Annotated in this window: 12 protein-coding genes; 10 read left to right on the top strand and 2 right to left on the bottom strand. The window is 42.0% G+C overall.

Going from position 1 to position 14915, the window contains the following annotated elements:
- Position 1: 1 nt before the first annotated feature.
- On the top strand, positions 2-1615 hold the full coding sequence (locus tag ACSLUK_RS15720) for a Calx-beta domain-containing protein (RefSeq protein ID WP_448549627.1): 1614 nt from the start codon (positions 2-4) through the stop codon (positions 1613-1615).
- Between the two features lie 24 nt (positions 1616-1639).
- On the top strand, positions 1640-1891 hold the full coding sequence (locus tag ACSLUK_RS15715; RefSeq protein ID WP_448549626.1) for a hypothetical protein: 252 nt from the start codon (positions 1640-1642) through the stop codon (positions 1889-1891).
- A gap of 54 nt (positions 1892-1945) precedes the next feature.
- Here the strand turns inward: ACSLUK_RS15715 and ACSLUK_RS15710 are convergent, their stop codons facing one another.
- Entirely contained in the window at positions 1946-4021 is a 2076-nt protein-coding gene (locus ACSLUK_RS15710) for a M13 family metallopeptidase (RefSeq protein WP_448549625.1), read from the bottom strand.
- Between the two features lie 650 nt (positions 4022-4671).
- On the opposite strand from ACSLUK_RS15710, the gene ACSLUK_RS15705 reads away from it, so the two are divergent.
- The 3 genes from ACSLUK_RS15705 to lolE are packed head-to-tail and all read left to right on the top strand — an operon-like array spanning position 4672 to position 7853.
- The gene (locus tag ACSLUK_RS15705; RefSeq protein ID WP_448549624.1) at positions 4672-5895 is read left to right on the top strand and encodes a lipoprotein-releasing ABC transporter permease subunit; all 1224 of its coding nucleotides are present in this window, start codon (positions 4672-4674) and stop codon (positions 5893-5895) included.
- Positions 5888-6613, top strand: coding sequence for a lipoprotein-releasing ABC transporter ATP-binding protein LolD (gene lolD, locus ACSLUK_RS15700; protein WP_448549623.1), 726 nt, complete (start codon positions 5888-5890; stop codon positions 6611-6613). Before ACSLUK_RS15705 ends, lolD begins: the two co-directional genes overlap by 8 nt.
- Positions 6606-7853 carry a lipoprotein-releasing ABC transporter permease subunit LolE gene (lolE, locus tag ACSLUK_RS15695; protein WP_448549622.1) on the top strand — a complete coding sequence of 416 codons (1248 nt, stop codon included), beginning with the start codon at positions 6606-6608 and terminating at the stop codon, positions 7851-7853. Before lolD ends, lolE begins: the two co-directional genes overlap by 8 nt.
- A gap of 34 nt (positions 7854-7887) precedes the next feature.
- Here the strand turns inward: lolE and ACSLUK_RS15690 are convergent, their stop codons facing one another.
- Positions 7888-8412, bottom strand: coding sequence for a DUF2062 domain-containing protein (locus tag ACSLUK_RS15690; RefSeq protein WP_448549621.1), 525 nt, complete (start codon positions 8410-8412; stop codon positions 7888-7890).
- 31 nt (positions 8413-8443) lie between these two features.
- Here ACSLUK_RS15690 and ACSLUK_RS15685 point away from each other — a divergent pair, with 31 nt between their 5' ends.
- The 5 genes from ACSLUK_RS15685 to kdsB all read left to right on the top strand — a co-directional run bounded on the left by ACSLUK_RS15685 (position 8444) and on the right by kdsB (position 14764).
- On the top strand, positions 8444-10876 hold the full coding sequence (locus ACSLUK_RS15685; RefSeq protein WP_448549620.1) for a DNA internalization-related competence protein ComEC/Rec2: 2433 nt from the start codon (positions 8444-8446) through the stop codon (positions 10874-10876).
- Positions 10877-11010: 134 nt separating this feature from the next.
- Positions 11011-12759 carry a lipid A export permease/ATP-binding protein MsbA gene (gene msbA, locus ACSLUK_RS15680; protein ID WP_448549692.1) on the top strand — a complete coding sequence of 583 codons (1749 nt, stop codon included), beginning with the start codon at positions 11011-11013 and terminating at the stop codon, positions 12757-12759.
- A gap of 24 nt (positions 12760-12783) precedes the next feature.
- Positions 12784-13797 carry a tetraacyldisaccharide 4'-kinase gene (gene lpxK, locus ACSLUK_RS15675; protein WP_448549619.1) on the top strand — a complete coding sequence of 338 codons (1014 nt, stop codon included), beginning with the start codon at positions 12784-12786 and terminating at the stop codon, positions 13795-13797.
- Between the two features lie 11 nt (positions 13798-13808).
- Positions 13809-13991, top strand: a complete 183-nt coding sequence (locus tag ACSLUK_RS15670) for a Trm112 family protein (RefSeq protein WP_448549618.1) — start codon at positions 13809-13811, stop codon at positions 13989-13991.
- A gap of 8 nt (positions 13992-13999) precedes the next feature.
- Complete coding sequence (kdsB, locus tag ACSLUK_RS15665; protein WP_448549617.1) at positions 14000-14764, top strand: 3-deoxy-manno-octulosonate cytidylyltransferase; 765 nt, start codon at positions 14000-14002, stop codon at positions 14762-14764.
- The last annotated feature ends 151 nt before the right edge of the window (positions 14765-14915 follow it).

Below are 14915 nucleotides of genomic sequence, written 5' to 3'. Positions count from 1 at the left end.
CATGAACTACAGGGCTGATAAAACGCGTATCTTGACACTTTGGACATGCCGAGTGCTTGTTGGTGTGATGTTCTTTATAGCCTGTCTTGGCAATGCCTCAACACTTGCGCCGCAAAAACGCGATGAGCAAACGTTAAATCGTTTCATTCGTGAACATATGTTAGTTGCTCGTCAAGAGCCGATTGACATCAATGGGCAATTTCATCTTGTTAATATTGGCATATTCTATACGAGCGATTTACTACATGAAGTAGACATAGAATCACTCTATGCGCATGTGACGTCTCAAATTGCATATGCCAATAGCGTACTAGAAAACAGTGGTGTATTGATTCGACGTCAATTAGCTTACTTTGGTCAATATCCCGTACCAAACCAGCCCAGCCTCAAATTAAATGAATTCCTAAATACAGTATTTGATAATGACGTCGAGGCGATTCGAACACTATCAGTACAGTATGGCTTGGACTATATGACAATTCTGCGTCCCATGTCCGATCCAGACTATTGTGGCTGGGCGTTTTACGATAGTCCATATGCGGTAATGCAAATAGGAAGTAGTTGCACGAGCTTAAGTTTAGGGGCGCATGAGTGGGGGCACAATGACGGTGCAGATCATGACATTGCCAACAGTTCTTCTACACCAGCTAGAACTTATGGACGTGGTTACAACTGCGCAGGTTTAGGCACGGTAATGAGTACTTCTAACAGTTGGCGAGCACGTCATGCATTTTACTCGTCACCTCATATTCAATCACAAGGCGAAAATTGTGGTAAACACAATGAAGCGGACGTGGTAAGAATGTTACAAGAATTTCAGTTTGACAATGAACGTTTAGGCAATCGAGTTGATGACAGAGAAAAGCTCGCCTTTGCGAAAATAACCAATGACTCACTCATTTTTGCAGATGAAACTGACGATGAAGTAGTGATTACGGTTAGTTTGGTCGATGAATTAGGGCACGAAGTGAGTCTTGATAGAACGGCAAGTATTGAGCTCTACACTCATGGAAACACGGCACAGCCTAATATCGACTATTTGGCGAAATCTCGTCACCTAAAGTTTGCCGCTGGCCAATCTGAGCAGCAAGTATCGATTAATATTCTTGCTGACGCTGTGGTGGAGTCTGTCGAAACATTCTCGGTGGCGCTGCGACATGGTGACATTCTCGTGCCGACTAATGATTCAGTGGATATCGCTATTCAGCCAAGCGATAAGCAGTTGTCTGCGAATGTTGAGTTTAGTGAGGCAGAGTTAGTGGTTGGGACTAATCAAACGTTTGATATCGCGCTACGACGAGAGGGAGATCTGAACGGCAGTATTCTGGTGAAACTGAGCACCAATGTTGGTTGGTTATCACTTCCTGATAGCATGGTTATTCTACCGAGTGATAAAGAGCGAGTAGTCGTTAAGGCTATTGCACAAACCAATTTACGCGCAAGTACACAATTGAGCTTAATACTGCCAGAAGGTGTTACAAGTACAACGCAAACACTGACAATTCATGTGGAAGAACAAACAAACGAAGAGCGCACCAGCGGTGGTGGGATTTCTTGGTGTTTTGGGTTATTGCTACTAGCATTTTGCGGTAAGCGCGTTAACCTATGCCATTGATCAATTAAGTTAGAGTTTAAATTTTTGGCCAAACCACGTAATAAGTTGCCTGAACGCTCCGTTGATATTTTTTGCCAGAAATGCCAATGCCAGCTGTATAAGTACCGAAAAGGTGGTAAAGGCACGCTAATCAAATGTTTTAAAGCGCGTATCACCGAAGACTACACCTTAGCGCCTTGCGTTTGTCCCAAATGTCAGCAAGTGTTTGCTCGAGAAACCTTGATAAGAGGTATGCCAGCTTACAAGTTTATTGGCGGCAAAGTGTGGTTTAAGTAAATATTGATGAAAAAAAAGGCCGCAAAAGCGGCCTTTCAAGTCTTGAAATAGTAATTACCAGATCTTAACGCGTTTCTCTGGTGCGATGTACATCGCGTCACCTTCTTTAATGTCGAATGCTTGATAGAATTCGTTCATGTTTGATAGTGAACCTAATGCGCGGAACTCGCCTGGAGAGTGTGAGTCAGTCGCTACGCGGTTACGCATTGATTTTTCGACGATCTTCGAACGCCAAATTTGTGCATAACCCATGAAGAATCGTTGGTCGCCAGTTAGGCCATCAATTACTGGAGCTTCTTTACCATTAAGTGATGCTTTATATGCCTTGTAGGCAATAGTTACACCTGATAAATCACCAATGTTCTCACCTAGTGTCAATGAACCGTTTACATTCAAGTCATCAAATACCTGATAGTTGTCGTACTGCTCAACTAAGATCTTAGTGCGTTTCTTGAACTCTTCCAAATCAGCGTCAGTCCACCAGTTACGTAAGTTGCCTTCTGCATCGTAACGGCTACCTTGGTCATCAAAACCATGACCCATTTCATGACCAATTACCGCACCAATACCACCGTAGTTTACAGCGTCATCAGCTTCCATGTTGAAGAATGGCGGTTGTAAAATTGCCGCTGGGAATACAATCTCGTTCACGGTTGGGTTGTAGTATGCATTAACCGTTTGAGGTGTCATGCCCCATTCCCATTTCTGGATTGGACCACCTAATTTTTCTACTTCTTTAGCGTGCGAAACTTTGCCTGAACGTACAATGTTACCGACTAAATCATCACCTTTAATTGATAATTTAGAGTAGTCCTGCCACTTGTCTGGGTAACCAATTTTTGGCGTAAACGCAGCTAGTTTTACATGTGCTGCTTTTTTGGTTTCTTCAGACATCCAATCTAGCTCGTCGATAGACTTGCCATAGGCATTACGCAAATTTTCAACCAATTCACTCATGCGTTGTTTAGCTTCAGGTTTGAAGTGACGGCTTACGTAAACTTTACCGATGACTTCACCTAAGTTTCCGTTCACAACTGATACACCGCGTTTCCATAAAGGACGTTGCTCTTGACGACCACGTAACTGTTTTGAATAGAATTCAAAGTTTTCGTTATCAAGTTCAGCGGTAAGTGCGCCGGCAAAGTTACTTAACGTGTGGAATGTTAAGTAAGTTTTCCAGTCATCTAATGATGTTTCAGCAAAGATTTGACCAAAACCTTTAATAAAGCTTGGTTGGTTAATAATAATGTCTTTCTGCGAAGCAACACCTTGGGCTGCAAGGTAAGCATTCCAATCAAATGCATCTGTTAGCTCAGATAGGTTAGCTACGTCAAACTTGTTATAACGTTTTTCACTATCGCGAGACTCAACACGTGTCCAATGATAGTTTGCCAGTTTTGTTTCAAGGGCAAGAATACTCTCAGCGGCTTGTTTGCCATTTTCAAACCCTGCCAAAGTAAACATTTTCTCAATATGAGCTACATAACCATCGCGTAATGCCTTGTGGCGCTCGTCTTCGTTAAAATAGTAATCACGATCAGGTAATCCTAAGCCACTTTGCCAAATATGCGTTGCATAACGATTTGAATCTTTGGCATCTACACTGATATAAAATGCAAGTGGGTTACCAATACCGACTGACTGATTTTTACCAAAAAACGCCGCGAGTGCTTTTTTATCAGCAAGTGCGTCAATGTTAGTAAGGAATGGTTGAATTGGTTTAATACCAAGTGCGTTACGTGTTTCCGTATCCATATATGAACGGAACAAATCAGCAACTTTTTGCTCGTCGCTACCCATTGTTAGGTTTTCAGTTGCTGCTAACTCTTCAATAATCGCTTTAACGGAATCGTCGGCATCATCTCGTAAATCGTAAAAAGAACCGATAGCCGTTTTATCGCCTGGAATTTCGTTTGCCTTTAACCAGCCACCATTAACGTAACGGTAAAAGTTATCTTGTGGGCGGACACTGTTGTCCATGTTAGCTGTTTCGATACCTGTTGCCAGTGCTGTTTTTGTTGTTTTTAATGTTTCAACACTCGCGGTAGGCTTTTCTTCTACAACATTATTGTTGCAGCCTGCAACCAACAGTAGTGAAGAACACACTGCACTTGTTATTATTGATTTCATGGTGATACTCATCGTTAATTTAAATTAATCCACAGAAATAGTAATAACTGCGTTAATAATTTACTAGTCATTGTCATAACTATTTACACTTTATTAATGCTTTTCTGTATCAAAGGTTTTACGTTGGCGTTTAAGCTAGAGCGTGTTGACCTTTGCTGTTCATTTTTGCAGCTGACAGTTTGGCATTTAGACTAGGCAGAGCCTTCGTCGTGTAGTTATTCTCCTCCAGTAAGGCGATAACACAGTATAAATGCCAAACGGGCGCTGCCCGAAGGGTTCAATTGAGCGCGCTTTGCTCATTGTTGCTCGATTTTTACGTAGAACAACTATGCTACAAACCGAGCGCCGCGACCAAAGCACGCTCAAGTTGAACAAAATTTGTACCTCAAAGATCAACACGCTCTAGTTAAATTGCAGCCAGTTAAACTAAAAATTCATTCCGATACGGCAATCAACGTTTTTCACCGCATTTGCTACTTTGCAGCGATTAATGTGGATAACATACATATGTCAGTGAGTAAAATAAGGTAGAGATAATCGATTTTGCTACTGACTTGTTAATTATTCTTGGGTACTTTGAAAATATTTTTGATATGCTGTGTCATTATTGCCATTCATTCAATGAGAAAGTTTCATCGTAAGATTTAGATATGTTTCAACCTGTTAGTTTGTTTATCGGCTTACGATATAGTCGCAGTAAAAGCCGCAATGGCTTTGTTTCATTTATCACGTTCTTTTCTATCGCTGGTATCTTATTGGGGGTAGCGTCGCTAATTACCGTCGTGTCGGTAATGAATGGCTTTGAGGGCGAGCTTAAAAAGCGCATACTCGGGCTAGTTCCACATATTACCCTAAGCTCACCGAGCAACCATATTCAAGATTGGCAAAGGGTACAACAAAAACTCAGTTCTATGGCACACGTAAAACACGTTACACCAATAGTTGACAGTGAAGCGCTGATACAATCACATTCCAGCTTAAAAGGCATTATGATTCAGGGAATCGTGCCAGAGCTTGAGCAACATAATATTGTTCGACAGAGTATTACTGAAGGGGATTTTGACGCGCTTTCACAAGCACCTTACCGAATAGTCATTGGTCAGTCCTTAGCTCGAAAGCTTGATGTAATGGTGGGCGAGAATTTGCGGTTAGTCTTGCCAAATAAAATGACTTTTACCCCAATGGGGCGTATTCCAGTACAACGGATATTTGAAGTAGTAGCAATATTTGATGTTGGCTCGCAAGTTGATGATTCTGTTATTTATATTCACGCAAAGGATGCGGCTAAATTATTAAGATTGCCCGCTAATAGCGTAAAAACGCTACGCATTTATTTGGACGATGCTTTTGAAGCCAATAATGTCATGCCCAAGTTACAGGCATCATTTCCAGATTTTTCCTATACCGATTGGCAAACATCGCAAGGAACATTGTTTTCTGCCGTAAAAATGGAGAAAAACATGATGTGGTTAATGCTAAGCCTAATTGTGGCCGTGGCGGCATTTAATATCGTCTCTGCAATGGTGATGGTTGTTATCGAGAAACAAGGCGAAATCGGTATTTTGCAAACATTTGGTATGGATAGGGCAGGAATATTGAAAATTTTCATGAGCCAAGGTGTTACTAATGGGTTATGGGGGGTATTCTTTGGTGTCATATTAGGTGTTGCTTTAACACTAAACCTCAATTCCATTCTTGATGCTGTTGACGTTAGTTTACTTGGCGCAAATACCCAAGCACTACCTATCGATTTAAAAACAAGTAATGTCGCTATTATTGCAATTTTAGCATTAGCGATGAGCTTTCTGGCAACACTCTATCCAGCCTATCGGGCGTCATTAACTCAACCTGCTGAGGTATTAAGACATGAGTAATGGTTTGCAGTGCAAACAAATAGTGAAAACCTATCAACAAGGTCGTATTGAAACGCCTGTACTTAAAGGGCTCGATTTAGTGGTACCTAGAGGTGAATTACTTGCGGTTGTTGGAAGTTCAGGGTGTGGCAAAAGTACGTTTTTGCATATAGCAGGAGGGCTTGATACTCCATCATCTGGCCAGGTGTTGATCAACGATGTTGATATTCATCAGTTGTCTGAAAAAAAACGTGCTAAGTTTCGCAACCAACATATTGGTTTTATTTACCAGTTTCACCATTTAATGATGGAATTTTCCGCGATGGAAAATGTTGCTATGCCATTATTAATCAAAGGTGATTCGCCCAAGCTGGCAACGAAAAAAGCGGAAGAATTGTTGCAACGTGTTGGCCTAGCTCATCGCAGTCATCATCGTCCTTCTGAGTTGTCTGGTGGTGAACGACAACGGGTTGCGATTGCGCGCGCACTTGTTACAGAGCCTTCGTTAATTCTAGCTGATGAGCCAACAGGTAACCTAGATGCAGATACTGCAGAGCAAATTTATCAGTTACTGCGCGAACTCAATCAACAATGTCAAACTAGCTTTGTTGTGGTGACACACGACCTTGCGCTTGCTGCGAAAATGGACCGGCAGCTGAGACTTGATCACGGTCAGCTTAAACCATTGGCAGATAAATTTGCGACGACAGACCAAGTGACAGCAGGTGACTATGTTTAAACCATTGGGCTTATTTGTCGGATTTCGATATTTGAAAAATCGTCAAACGGGTGGTTTTTCAGCGTTTATATCGGCCTCATCTACGGTGGGGATTGCGTTAGGGGTACTAGTGCTAATAACCGTGCTGTCTGCAATGAACGGCTTTGAACGCGCATTGTCTCAACATTTACTTTCGTCGGTACCGCACGGTGAACTCATGGGGGTCAATGAACCTTATCGTCAATGGACGCATTATGCCAGTCAAATGAGCCAACACCCTCAGGTAATTTCTGTCGCACCTGTTATTAAGTTACATGGCATGTTGCAGGAAAAAAATGCCTTGAAAGGTGTTGAAGTGCGAGGGGTTGAGCCCGGGATCGAAAAAAGTGTATCGAACATTCCTAACTTAATCACGCATGGTAGCTGGGATGCATTAAGGCAAGAAAATACCACTGTATTAGGCGAAGGCGTCGCAACAGCATTGAATGTTGTTGTTGGTGACAGCATTCAATTGTTATTGCCACCACCTGATAATTCACTTGCCCGACAATTTGCTGCACCAATCAAACGTAAGCTTACAGTGGTCGGTATTTTTGATTTTGCCGACTTAGACAAGCATCAAGCGTACATTTCGTTAGCGTCTGCTCAACAGATACAAAAATACCGTGAAGATCAAGTTGATGGTATTCGATTTAAAGTGAGTAATGTATTTGCGGCACCGTTGATAATAAGGGAAGTCGCAATGCAAAGTGATCACTACACAGCTATTTATGATTGGACGCACACGCATGGTCATCTTTATAACGATATCCAGCTAGTGCGTATGGTGATGTATATTGTGTTGGTACTGGTGATTGCGGTGGCAAGTTTTAATATTGTTTCTACTTTGATCATGGTTGTGAATGAGAAAAAAGGCGATATCGCTATTTTGAAAACCATGGGAGCAAGCCCAGTTTCTATCCTCTTTGTCTTTGTCCTTCAGGGATTGTTTAATGGTGTAATGGGTTGCTTTTTTGGCGGAACATTGGGGTATTTGCTGGCCAGCAATCTAACTGAAATTGTCAGCTCAATTGAACAGTTTTTTAATATTCAGTTTTTGTCAGGTGATGTGTACTTTGTTGATTTTCTGCCAACGGAAGTGCATAACCTAGATGTCGTTATTACGATTTCTACTGCATTATTGTTGAGCTTACTTGCAACATTATATCCAGCTTGGCAGGCGACAAGAGTAGAGCCTGCACAGGTGCTCGGACAAAGTTAATACCAATTCTTTATACGGATTGGTACTACACTCATTAGTCATTGTTGCCGTTTCGTTCTTGGCGCTTTTTCCATTCTTTATTGACGGAATGGCGCCAGAGTAACTGAATACCAAAGTAGCCAATAATAGCGCCAATAACCGCCATAACACCACAGCCCACCAAAAATGCCGGACCTATAGTGGACAAACTCTCAACTACCCATTGCCAACTTGCTTCAAAAGCAAATTTCTTCTCAGGTGTTGCTAAGACCCAAGTGCCGACTAGGTAACAGAAGTAAAAAATAGCGGGCATAGTAATTGGATTGGTTATCCAAACCAATGCAATTGATAAGGGTAAATTTGCATGTACTATAATTGCTACGCCAGCAGATAATACCATTTGAAATGGCACCGGGATAAAGGCAAAGAACAACCCGACCGCAAAGGCTTTAGCCACGGAGCGACGGTTCAAATGCCATAAATTACCATTATGAATGAGGTCACCAAATATTTTTAAGTATTTGTTGGACTTAATAGTTTGGTGATCAGGTAAAAATTTCTTAATGGTTTTTTTGGGCATAATTCAACTTAACTTATGGAAAGCAATCACTATGGATAGGTGGCTTCTATCATTTACTGTTGGTGCTATATTCTCACTATTTCTGCCAATAGTACCAGCGATTTTTTATGTCAATTTATGTACCTGCCTTGCGCTAGGCTGTGTCTGTTGGAGAAAAACACGCATTCTCGCATTTTTTTTCATGGGGATTGCGGTTGTGTTAGCTCAGGCAGCGAGCTATCAAATTGCCTTTACTAGCAATTTATCGACAAACAATAGTGCGCAAAATGTCGTGTTAGTGGGAGAGGTTGTTGAGGTTACAACTTACCCTTTTTCATTTCAACATGTAGCTAACAATGAATCAGCAATTGACAAGGAAACTAATCACAATCAGCGTTTTGTCATAATAGCCGATGAAATCAATGGTGCTCCAGCCAATCCGAAACTCAGAGTGAAACTTAACTGGTCAGATAGTCGCAACATTGTCAAAGTCGGGCAGCGGTGGCAACTCGCCACGCGAATAAAACCAGCATATGGATTCGCCAACCAAGGCGGCTTTGCTTATCAAACGTGGTTGCGAGTCAAACAAATACATGCGACAGGTTATGTTCGCAAAGACGCTAATAATACCACGACACACGCGACTTACTCATTTCGAGAATGGTGGAAACAAAAATTGATTGTGGCGTTGCCTGCTAGTCAGCAAAGTGCACTAGTGTTAGCACTAGGATTTGGTGAGCGCCAAGGAATTTTGCCGCAACAATGGCAATTGTTACAAAATACCGGAACTGCGCATTTACTTGCTATTTCAGGCATGCACCTCAGCTTGGTGGCATTCGGTGCTTCACTTTTATTTTTCACTTTGTTTCGAGGCATTAGTGTAGCCAGTAATAAAGTTGTTAAATGGGAAAATGTCGGTGCGAATGTCGTAATACCTTTGTTCATTGCGGTAATGGCAACCACATTGCTTTATGCCTATATGGCTGATTTTTCATTACCTACGCTACGGGCTTTATTGATGATTGTGCTATTGCTTAGCGCTAAATTCGCCAATGTTCAGTTGAGTTTGACGCGGATTATTTTACTGACACTAGCCGCAATTATTGTGATGATGCCCCAGAGTCTTTACTCGGCGAGCTTTTGGTTGTCATTTTATGCAGTCGTTGTAATTTCTTTCGTCAGCTGGCGTTTCTCTAATGGCGTGAATGATGCCTCAGTGTCGTGGAAGAAACGTGTCATTTGTTGGTGCAAGAAATTAGTCATTCTGCAAACGCTATTGACGCTTTTGATGTTGCCTGTGGTATTGCTACTGACCCAGTCTTTTTCATTAAATGTTTTGCTTGCTAACCTGATCGCAATACCTTTAGTGAGTTTCATTTGTTTACCGCTGACTTTTGTTAGTGTGATTAGTTTACTGATTTCCAATGATCTTGCGTCTTTATTGTTAAGCCTGACTGTTTGGAGTTTAGATTTGCTGTGGCAATGGCTAACATTGGTATCATCGGTTTTTGAAAGCAGTACGCGTGTTTCTTCTGTTCAATGGTTACTATGCTGTGCGTGTGGTGTATTGGTAATAGGTAGTTATCATTTACGCTTTTACTTCAAGCAGCTTGCTCTACCGTCAAAACCTCTCACACTGCCAATTGCACTTTTTGCTGGTTGCGCTGTATTGCTAATGGCATTGCCGGGAGTTAGCCACTCGTTGCAAGATAAAAAACCTTGGCGCACGTACGTTTTAGATGTGGGGCAAGGTCTGGCAATGGTTATCATCAAGGATAATCGAGCCATTCTATACGATACTGGTGCAAGCTTTCCCAGCGGCTTTAATATGGTCGATAGCGTTATTGAGCCTTTTTTAACCTTTCATGGTATTTCTACACTGGATTATGTCATTGTCAGCCATTTTGATAACGATCATGCAGGTGGTTTGGCAAGGCTCATTACATTAAATTTAGCTAAGCAGCTGGTTGCCAACATGTCCGCTGTCTCTTCTACCGTCACCATTTCCTCATGTATTCGAGGGCGCCAAATTATGTGGCAAGGTTTATCGCTTGATGTGTTGTGGCCTAATGCGCCTAAGGGACAGGAAAACGATGACTCTTGCGTCATTAAAATAACGGATGGCTCGCGTAGTGTGCTGTTAACTGGGGATATATCGAAGCGTGTTGAACGTGAACTGGTTGAGTTGCATCGCCGCGACAACGTTCTCGATGTTGACGTTTTAATCGCGCCTCATCATGGGTCAAATTCGTCGTCGGATAATGCATTTCTCGAAGCAACCTCTCCACAGGAGGTAATTTTTAGCGCAGGCTATATGAATCGCTGGCAACATCCAAAAACAGCTGTAGTTAAACGCTATCATCAACAAGACATTGCAAGTTATTCAACGGCGGAAAATGGCATGCTGGTGGTTGAGTTTTTAGAGGAAAGCTACCATGTATATCGATACCGACAAGATCTTTGGCCGTTTTGGTTTGCCAACTAGCGTTAGCAAATACAAATGTTACCTTGCTAAGTCTTGGTTTGTTAAAGCGTTTCGCGCTAAAATAGCGTGGAATTAACGATGATTAATAAAATGAGAGTTCAATGACGAGCACGTCATCTACACAAACTAGTGATCTGAATACAGAAGTTAATAACGAAGATACTTGGCAAAACTTCAAGCGATTGATGGGATTTGCCAAGGTTTACAAGAGCGCTGGTATTTTTGCTATTGTCTGTATGCTTGGATATGCAGCGATTGATGTTTATTTTCTATCTAAATTGCCTGCGTTAATCGATGATGGTTTAAGTGGTGATAATCCTACCTTCATGAAATGGGCACCATTGTTTGTTATTGTTTGTTTTACTATTCGCGGCATATTTCATTTTTTGAGTAATTATTGTCTAGCTTGGGTAGGAAATAATGTAGTTACTGATATGCGTCAGCAGCTGTTCGAGCATATTATGACCATGCCCGTAGCGTTTCACGATAAAGAGTCGACAGGCTCGCTTATTTCTAAAATTACCTTTGATACCGAACAAGTTTTACAGGCCACCAGTAAGGCACTAATGACTTTGGTACAACAAGGCGCATTTGTTATTGGCTTGTTGGGAATGATGTTTTGGTTAAGTTGGCAGTTATCGGCAATTTTCCTTGTAATTACCCCTATCATCGCACTTATTGTAGTTATCGTTTCTAAGCGTTTTAGAACAGTGAGTAAAAACATTCAAGACGCCATGGGAAAAGTTACAACTGCGGCAGAGCAAACCTTTAATGGCCATAAAGTGGTACTCACCTTTGATGGTCAGACACGTGAATTCGAACGTTTCGGTCAAATTAACACGCAGAATCGTCATCAGCGAATGAAGCTTGTAGCTACCAAGTCGGCTAGTGTACCAATTATCCAAATCATCGCCTCGTTTGCACTGGCATTTGTCTTATATGCAGCAACCTTTGATAGTATTTCTCCGCTGATAACAGCGGGTATTTTTACGAGTATTGTCACTTATATGACTTTATTACTACGCCCCCTAAAACTACTCACCAACGTTAATGCGGAGTTTCAAAAAGGCATGGCGGCTTGTACCAGTATTTTCGATGTATTAGATCAAGATGTTGAAGTAGATACTGGCACGGAATCTTTAGTACACGCAAAGGGCGATTTAGCATTCAAAGACGTGACTTTCCGCTATGAAGGCGAAGAAAAGAATGCGCTAGAAAATGTGAGCTTTGAAGCGAAAAGTGGTGAAACAGTTGCACTTGTTGGCCGCTCTGGTAGTGGCAAGTCCACAGCGAGCGCATTATTGCTAAGGTTTTATCAGGCAACAACCGGACAAGTGTTAATTGATCAACAAGATATTACCAAGTACAAACTCAAAGATGTACGTAAACAATTTGCCTACGTTTCACAGCAAGTCGTGTTATTCAATGATTCTATCGCGAACAATATTGCCTACGGTATGCCAGATGCAACACGCGAACAAATCATTGATGCAGCCACAAAAGCACATGTTATAGAATTTGCGGAAAAGTTACCTGAAGGCCTAGACACCAACATTGGTGATAATGGGGCGCTACTGTCGGGCGGACAACGACAACGTGTTGCGATTGCTCGTGCATTACTATGTGATGCGCCATTCCTTATCTTAGATGAAGCAACCAGTGCGCTTGACACCGAATCTGAACGTCATATTCAGGACGCGTTGGCCGTATTGCAACAAGATCGAACGTCTATAGTGATTGCCCATCGATTATCAACCATTGAAAATGCCGATAAGATCATTGTGATGGATCAAGGCAAGGTTATTGAAGAAGGTAACCACGAATCGTTACTGGCGAAAAGTGGTGCCTACGCGCAGCTACACCAATATCAATTTGGTGGGTAACGGATTCTGTGGAATATTAAGTAGATGAGGCTTATCGAACGCGTTTGGTTTGACGGACATAAGGCGAAATGGCTGCTCGTACCGTTACTATTACCCTTATCAGGTTTGTTCTGGCTCATCATGTCAATGCGTCGCTTTTGCTATAAATCAGGCATTAAAGGGTCGTTCAAAGTAGGAAGGCCTGTTGTTATTGTGGGGAATATTGGCATTGGTGGTAATGGTAAAACACCTTTAACCTTATTTCTTATCGAACAATTAAAGCAGCGTGACATAAAGGTGGGCGTTGTTAGCCGAGGATACGGCGGGCAAGCACCTTATTATCCATTTCATCTGTGTGAATCTGCAACCGCTGAACAAGTGGGGGATGAACCTCTGCTAATTTATCGTCGTACTGGCGCAGAGGTGGTAGTTGGGCCTGATCGCGTTGCTGCTGCAAAGAAGTTGGTCGATCTTGGCTGTGACATTGTCATTGCCGACGATGGCTTACAGCATTATCGGTTAGCAAGAGATTATGAGTTTATCGTTGTCGACGGACGCCGCATGTTTGGCAATAAACTATTGCTACCGAGTGGGCCATTAAGGGAAACCAGTGCCCGATTGGCAAGCGTTAACAGTGTCGTGGTCAATGGTGAGGCGAAGGATGCTTTGAATGTGCCGTTTCATCAGATGACCTTGCTGGCACAGCGAATGACTAATGTGGCAACCGGCGAGTCAATGTCAGTGACGGATTTTCTACAGCAACATAAAAAAGTCAATGCCATTGCAGGTATTGGTGATCCTAAACGTTTTTTTTCAACGCTCACAAGTAATAAGTTTGAACTTATGAGCCAACGTGGCTTTGTCGATCATCAAGCTTATACTGAAGCAATGTTTATTGAATTTGACGATTCATTGCCGCTGCTGATGACAGAGAAAGATGCGGTTAAGTGCCTAAGCTTTGCTAAATCGCATTGGTGGTACTTGAGTGTAGACGCCACATTTACAGATAACTCCAAAGATCGAATAATTCACGATATACTGAAGCTAATTAACCATTAAGAGAAATTCCCATGGCATTTGATACCCGATTAATTGAAATTCTTGCTTGTCCTGTATGTAAAGGAAAGCTGGATTACGATAAAGAACAACAAGAATTAGTATGTAAGTTTGATCGCTTAGCGTATGCCGTTGAAAATGGCATTCCAGTATTGCTGGAAAGTGAGGCACGACGCATAACTGAGTCAGATAATTAGGATTACCTATGTCATTTATTGTTGTTATACCAGCACGCTATCAGTCAACACGGTTACCGGGTAAAGTGCTTGCTGATATTAACGGTAAGCCCATGATTCAATGGGTCGTTGAAAAAGCACGAAAAAGTGGCGCTAGTCGCGTGATCGTTGCTACTGATAATGATTTGGTTGCTGAGCAAGTAGAGGCGTTTGGCGGTGAAGTGTGTCGTACACGTGCCGACCATCAATCAGGCACAGAGCGATTGGCTGAGGTTGTTGAACACTATGGCTTTGCTAATGACCAAGTAATCGTTAATGTGCAAGGGGATGAACCATTCATACCTGCTGAAAACATAGCACAAGTTGCTGAAAATCTCGCGCGGCAAGACAAAGCTCGTATGGCAACGCTTGCAGTTAAAATTAACGATGTTGAAGAAGCGTTTAACCCCAATGCGGTAAAAGTGATATGTGATAAGGACGGTTATGCTTTGTATTTCAGCCGTTCTACGATCCCATATGATAGAGCACGTTTTCTTACCAATGATAATGTAAATGAAATCGGCGACTTTTATCTTCGTCATATTGGTATATACGCCTATCGTGCTGGATTTATTCAAGATTACGTTTCATGGCCTGCGAGTCAATTAGAGCAGATTGAATCACTAGAGCAACTTCGAGTGCTGTGGCAAGGCGAGCGTATTCATGTTGATGTGGCAAACTCTCGTTTACCTGTTGAAGGTGTAGACACACCGGAAGATTTAGAAAAAGCACGTGCTTATGCGTCAAGCCTGTAATACCAATCCGCATAAAGAATTGCTCACTTAGAATGACATGGGCGACATTAGAACAAACGAAATAAGTGTAGATATAGTTGTTCTACATTAAGCTTATTTTGTGCAGTTATCATGTTGCCCATGCATTCCCAAAGGGCGAGTTTTAAAGGCT

This window comes from Thalassotalea fusca (genome assembly GCF_053485835.1).
This window is presented reverse-complemented; position numbering and strand designations above follow the sequence as displayed.

Excerpts from the sequence above, each read along its gene's own strand:
- ACSLUK_RS15720 (WP_448549627.1), top strand. The coding sequence starts at position 2 with ATGAACTACAGGGCTGATAAAACGCGTATCTTGACACTTTGGACATGC.
- ACSLUK_RS15710 (WP_448549625.1), bottom strand. The coding sequence starts at position 4,021 with ATGAAATCAATAATAACAAGTGCAGTGTGTTCTTCACTACTGTTGGTT.
- ACSLUK_RS15705 (WP_448549624.1), top strand. The coding sequence starts at position 4,672 with ATGTTTCAACCTGTTAGTTTGTTTATCGGCTTACGATATAGTCGCAGT.
- lolD (WP_448549623.1), top strand. The coding sequence starts at position 5,888 with ATGAGTAATGGTTTGCAGTGCAAACAAATAGTGAAAACCTATCAACAA.
- lolE (WP_448549622.1), top strand. The coding sequence starts at position 6,606 with ATGTTTAAACCATTGGGCTTATTTGTCGGATTTCGATATTTGAAAAAT.
- ACSLUK_RS15690 (WP_448549621.1), bottom strand. The coding sequence starts at position 8,412 with ATGCCCAAAAAAACCATTAAGAAATTTTTACCTGATCACCAAACTATT.
- ACSLUK_RS15685 (WP_448549620.1), top strand. The coding sequence starts at position 8,444 with ATGGATAGGTGGCTTCTATCATTTACTGTTGGTGCTATATTCTCACTA.
- lpxK (WP_448549619.1), top strand. The coding sequence starts at position 12,784 with ATGAGGCTTATCGAACGCGTTTGGTTTGACGGACATAAGGCGAAATGG.
- ACSLUK_RS15670 (WP_448549618.1), top strand. The coding sequence starts at position 13,809 with ATGGCATTTGATACCCGATTAATTGAAATTCTTGCTTGTCCTGTATGT.
- kdsB (WP_448549617.1), top strand. The coding sequence starts at position 14,000 with ATGTCATTTATTGTTGTTATACCAGCACGCTATCAGTCAACACGGTTA.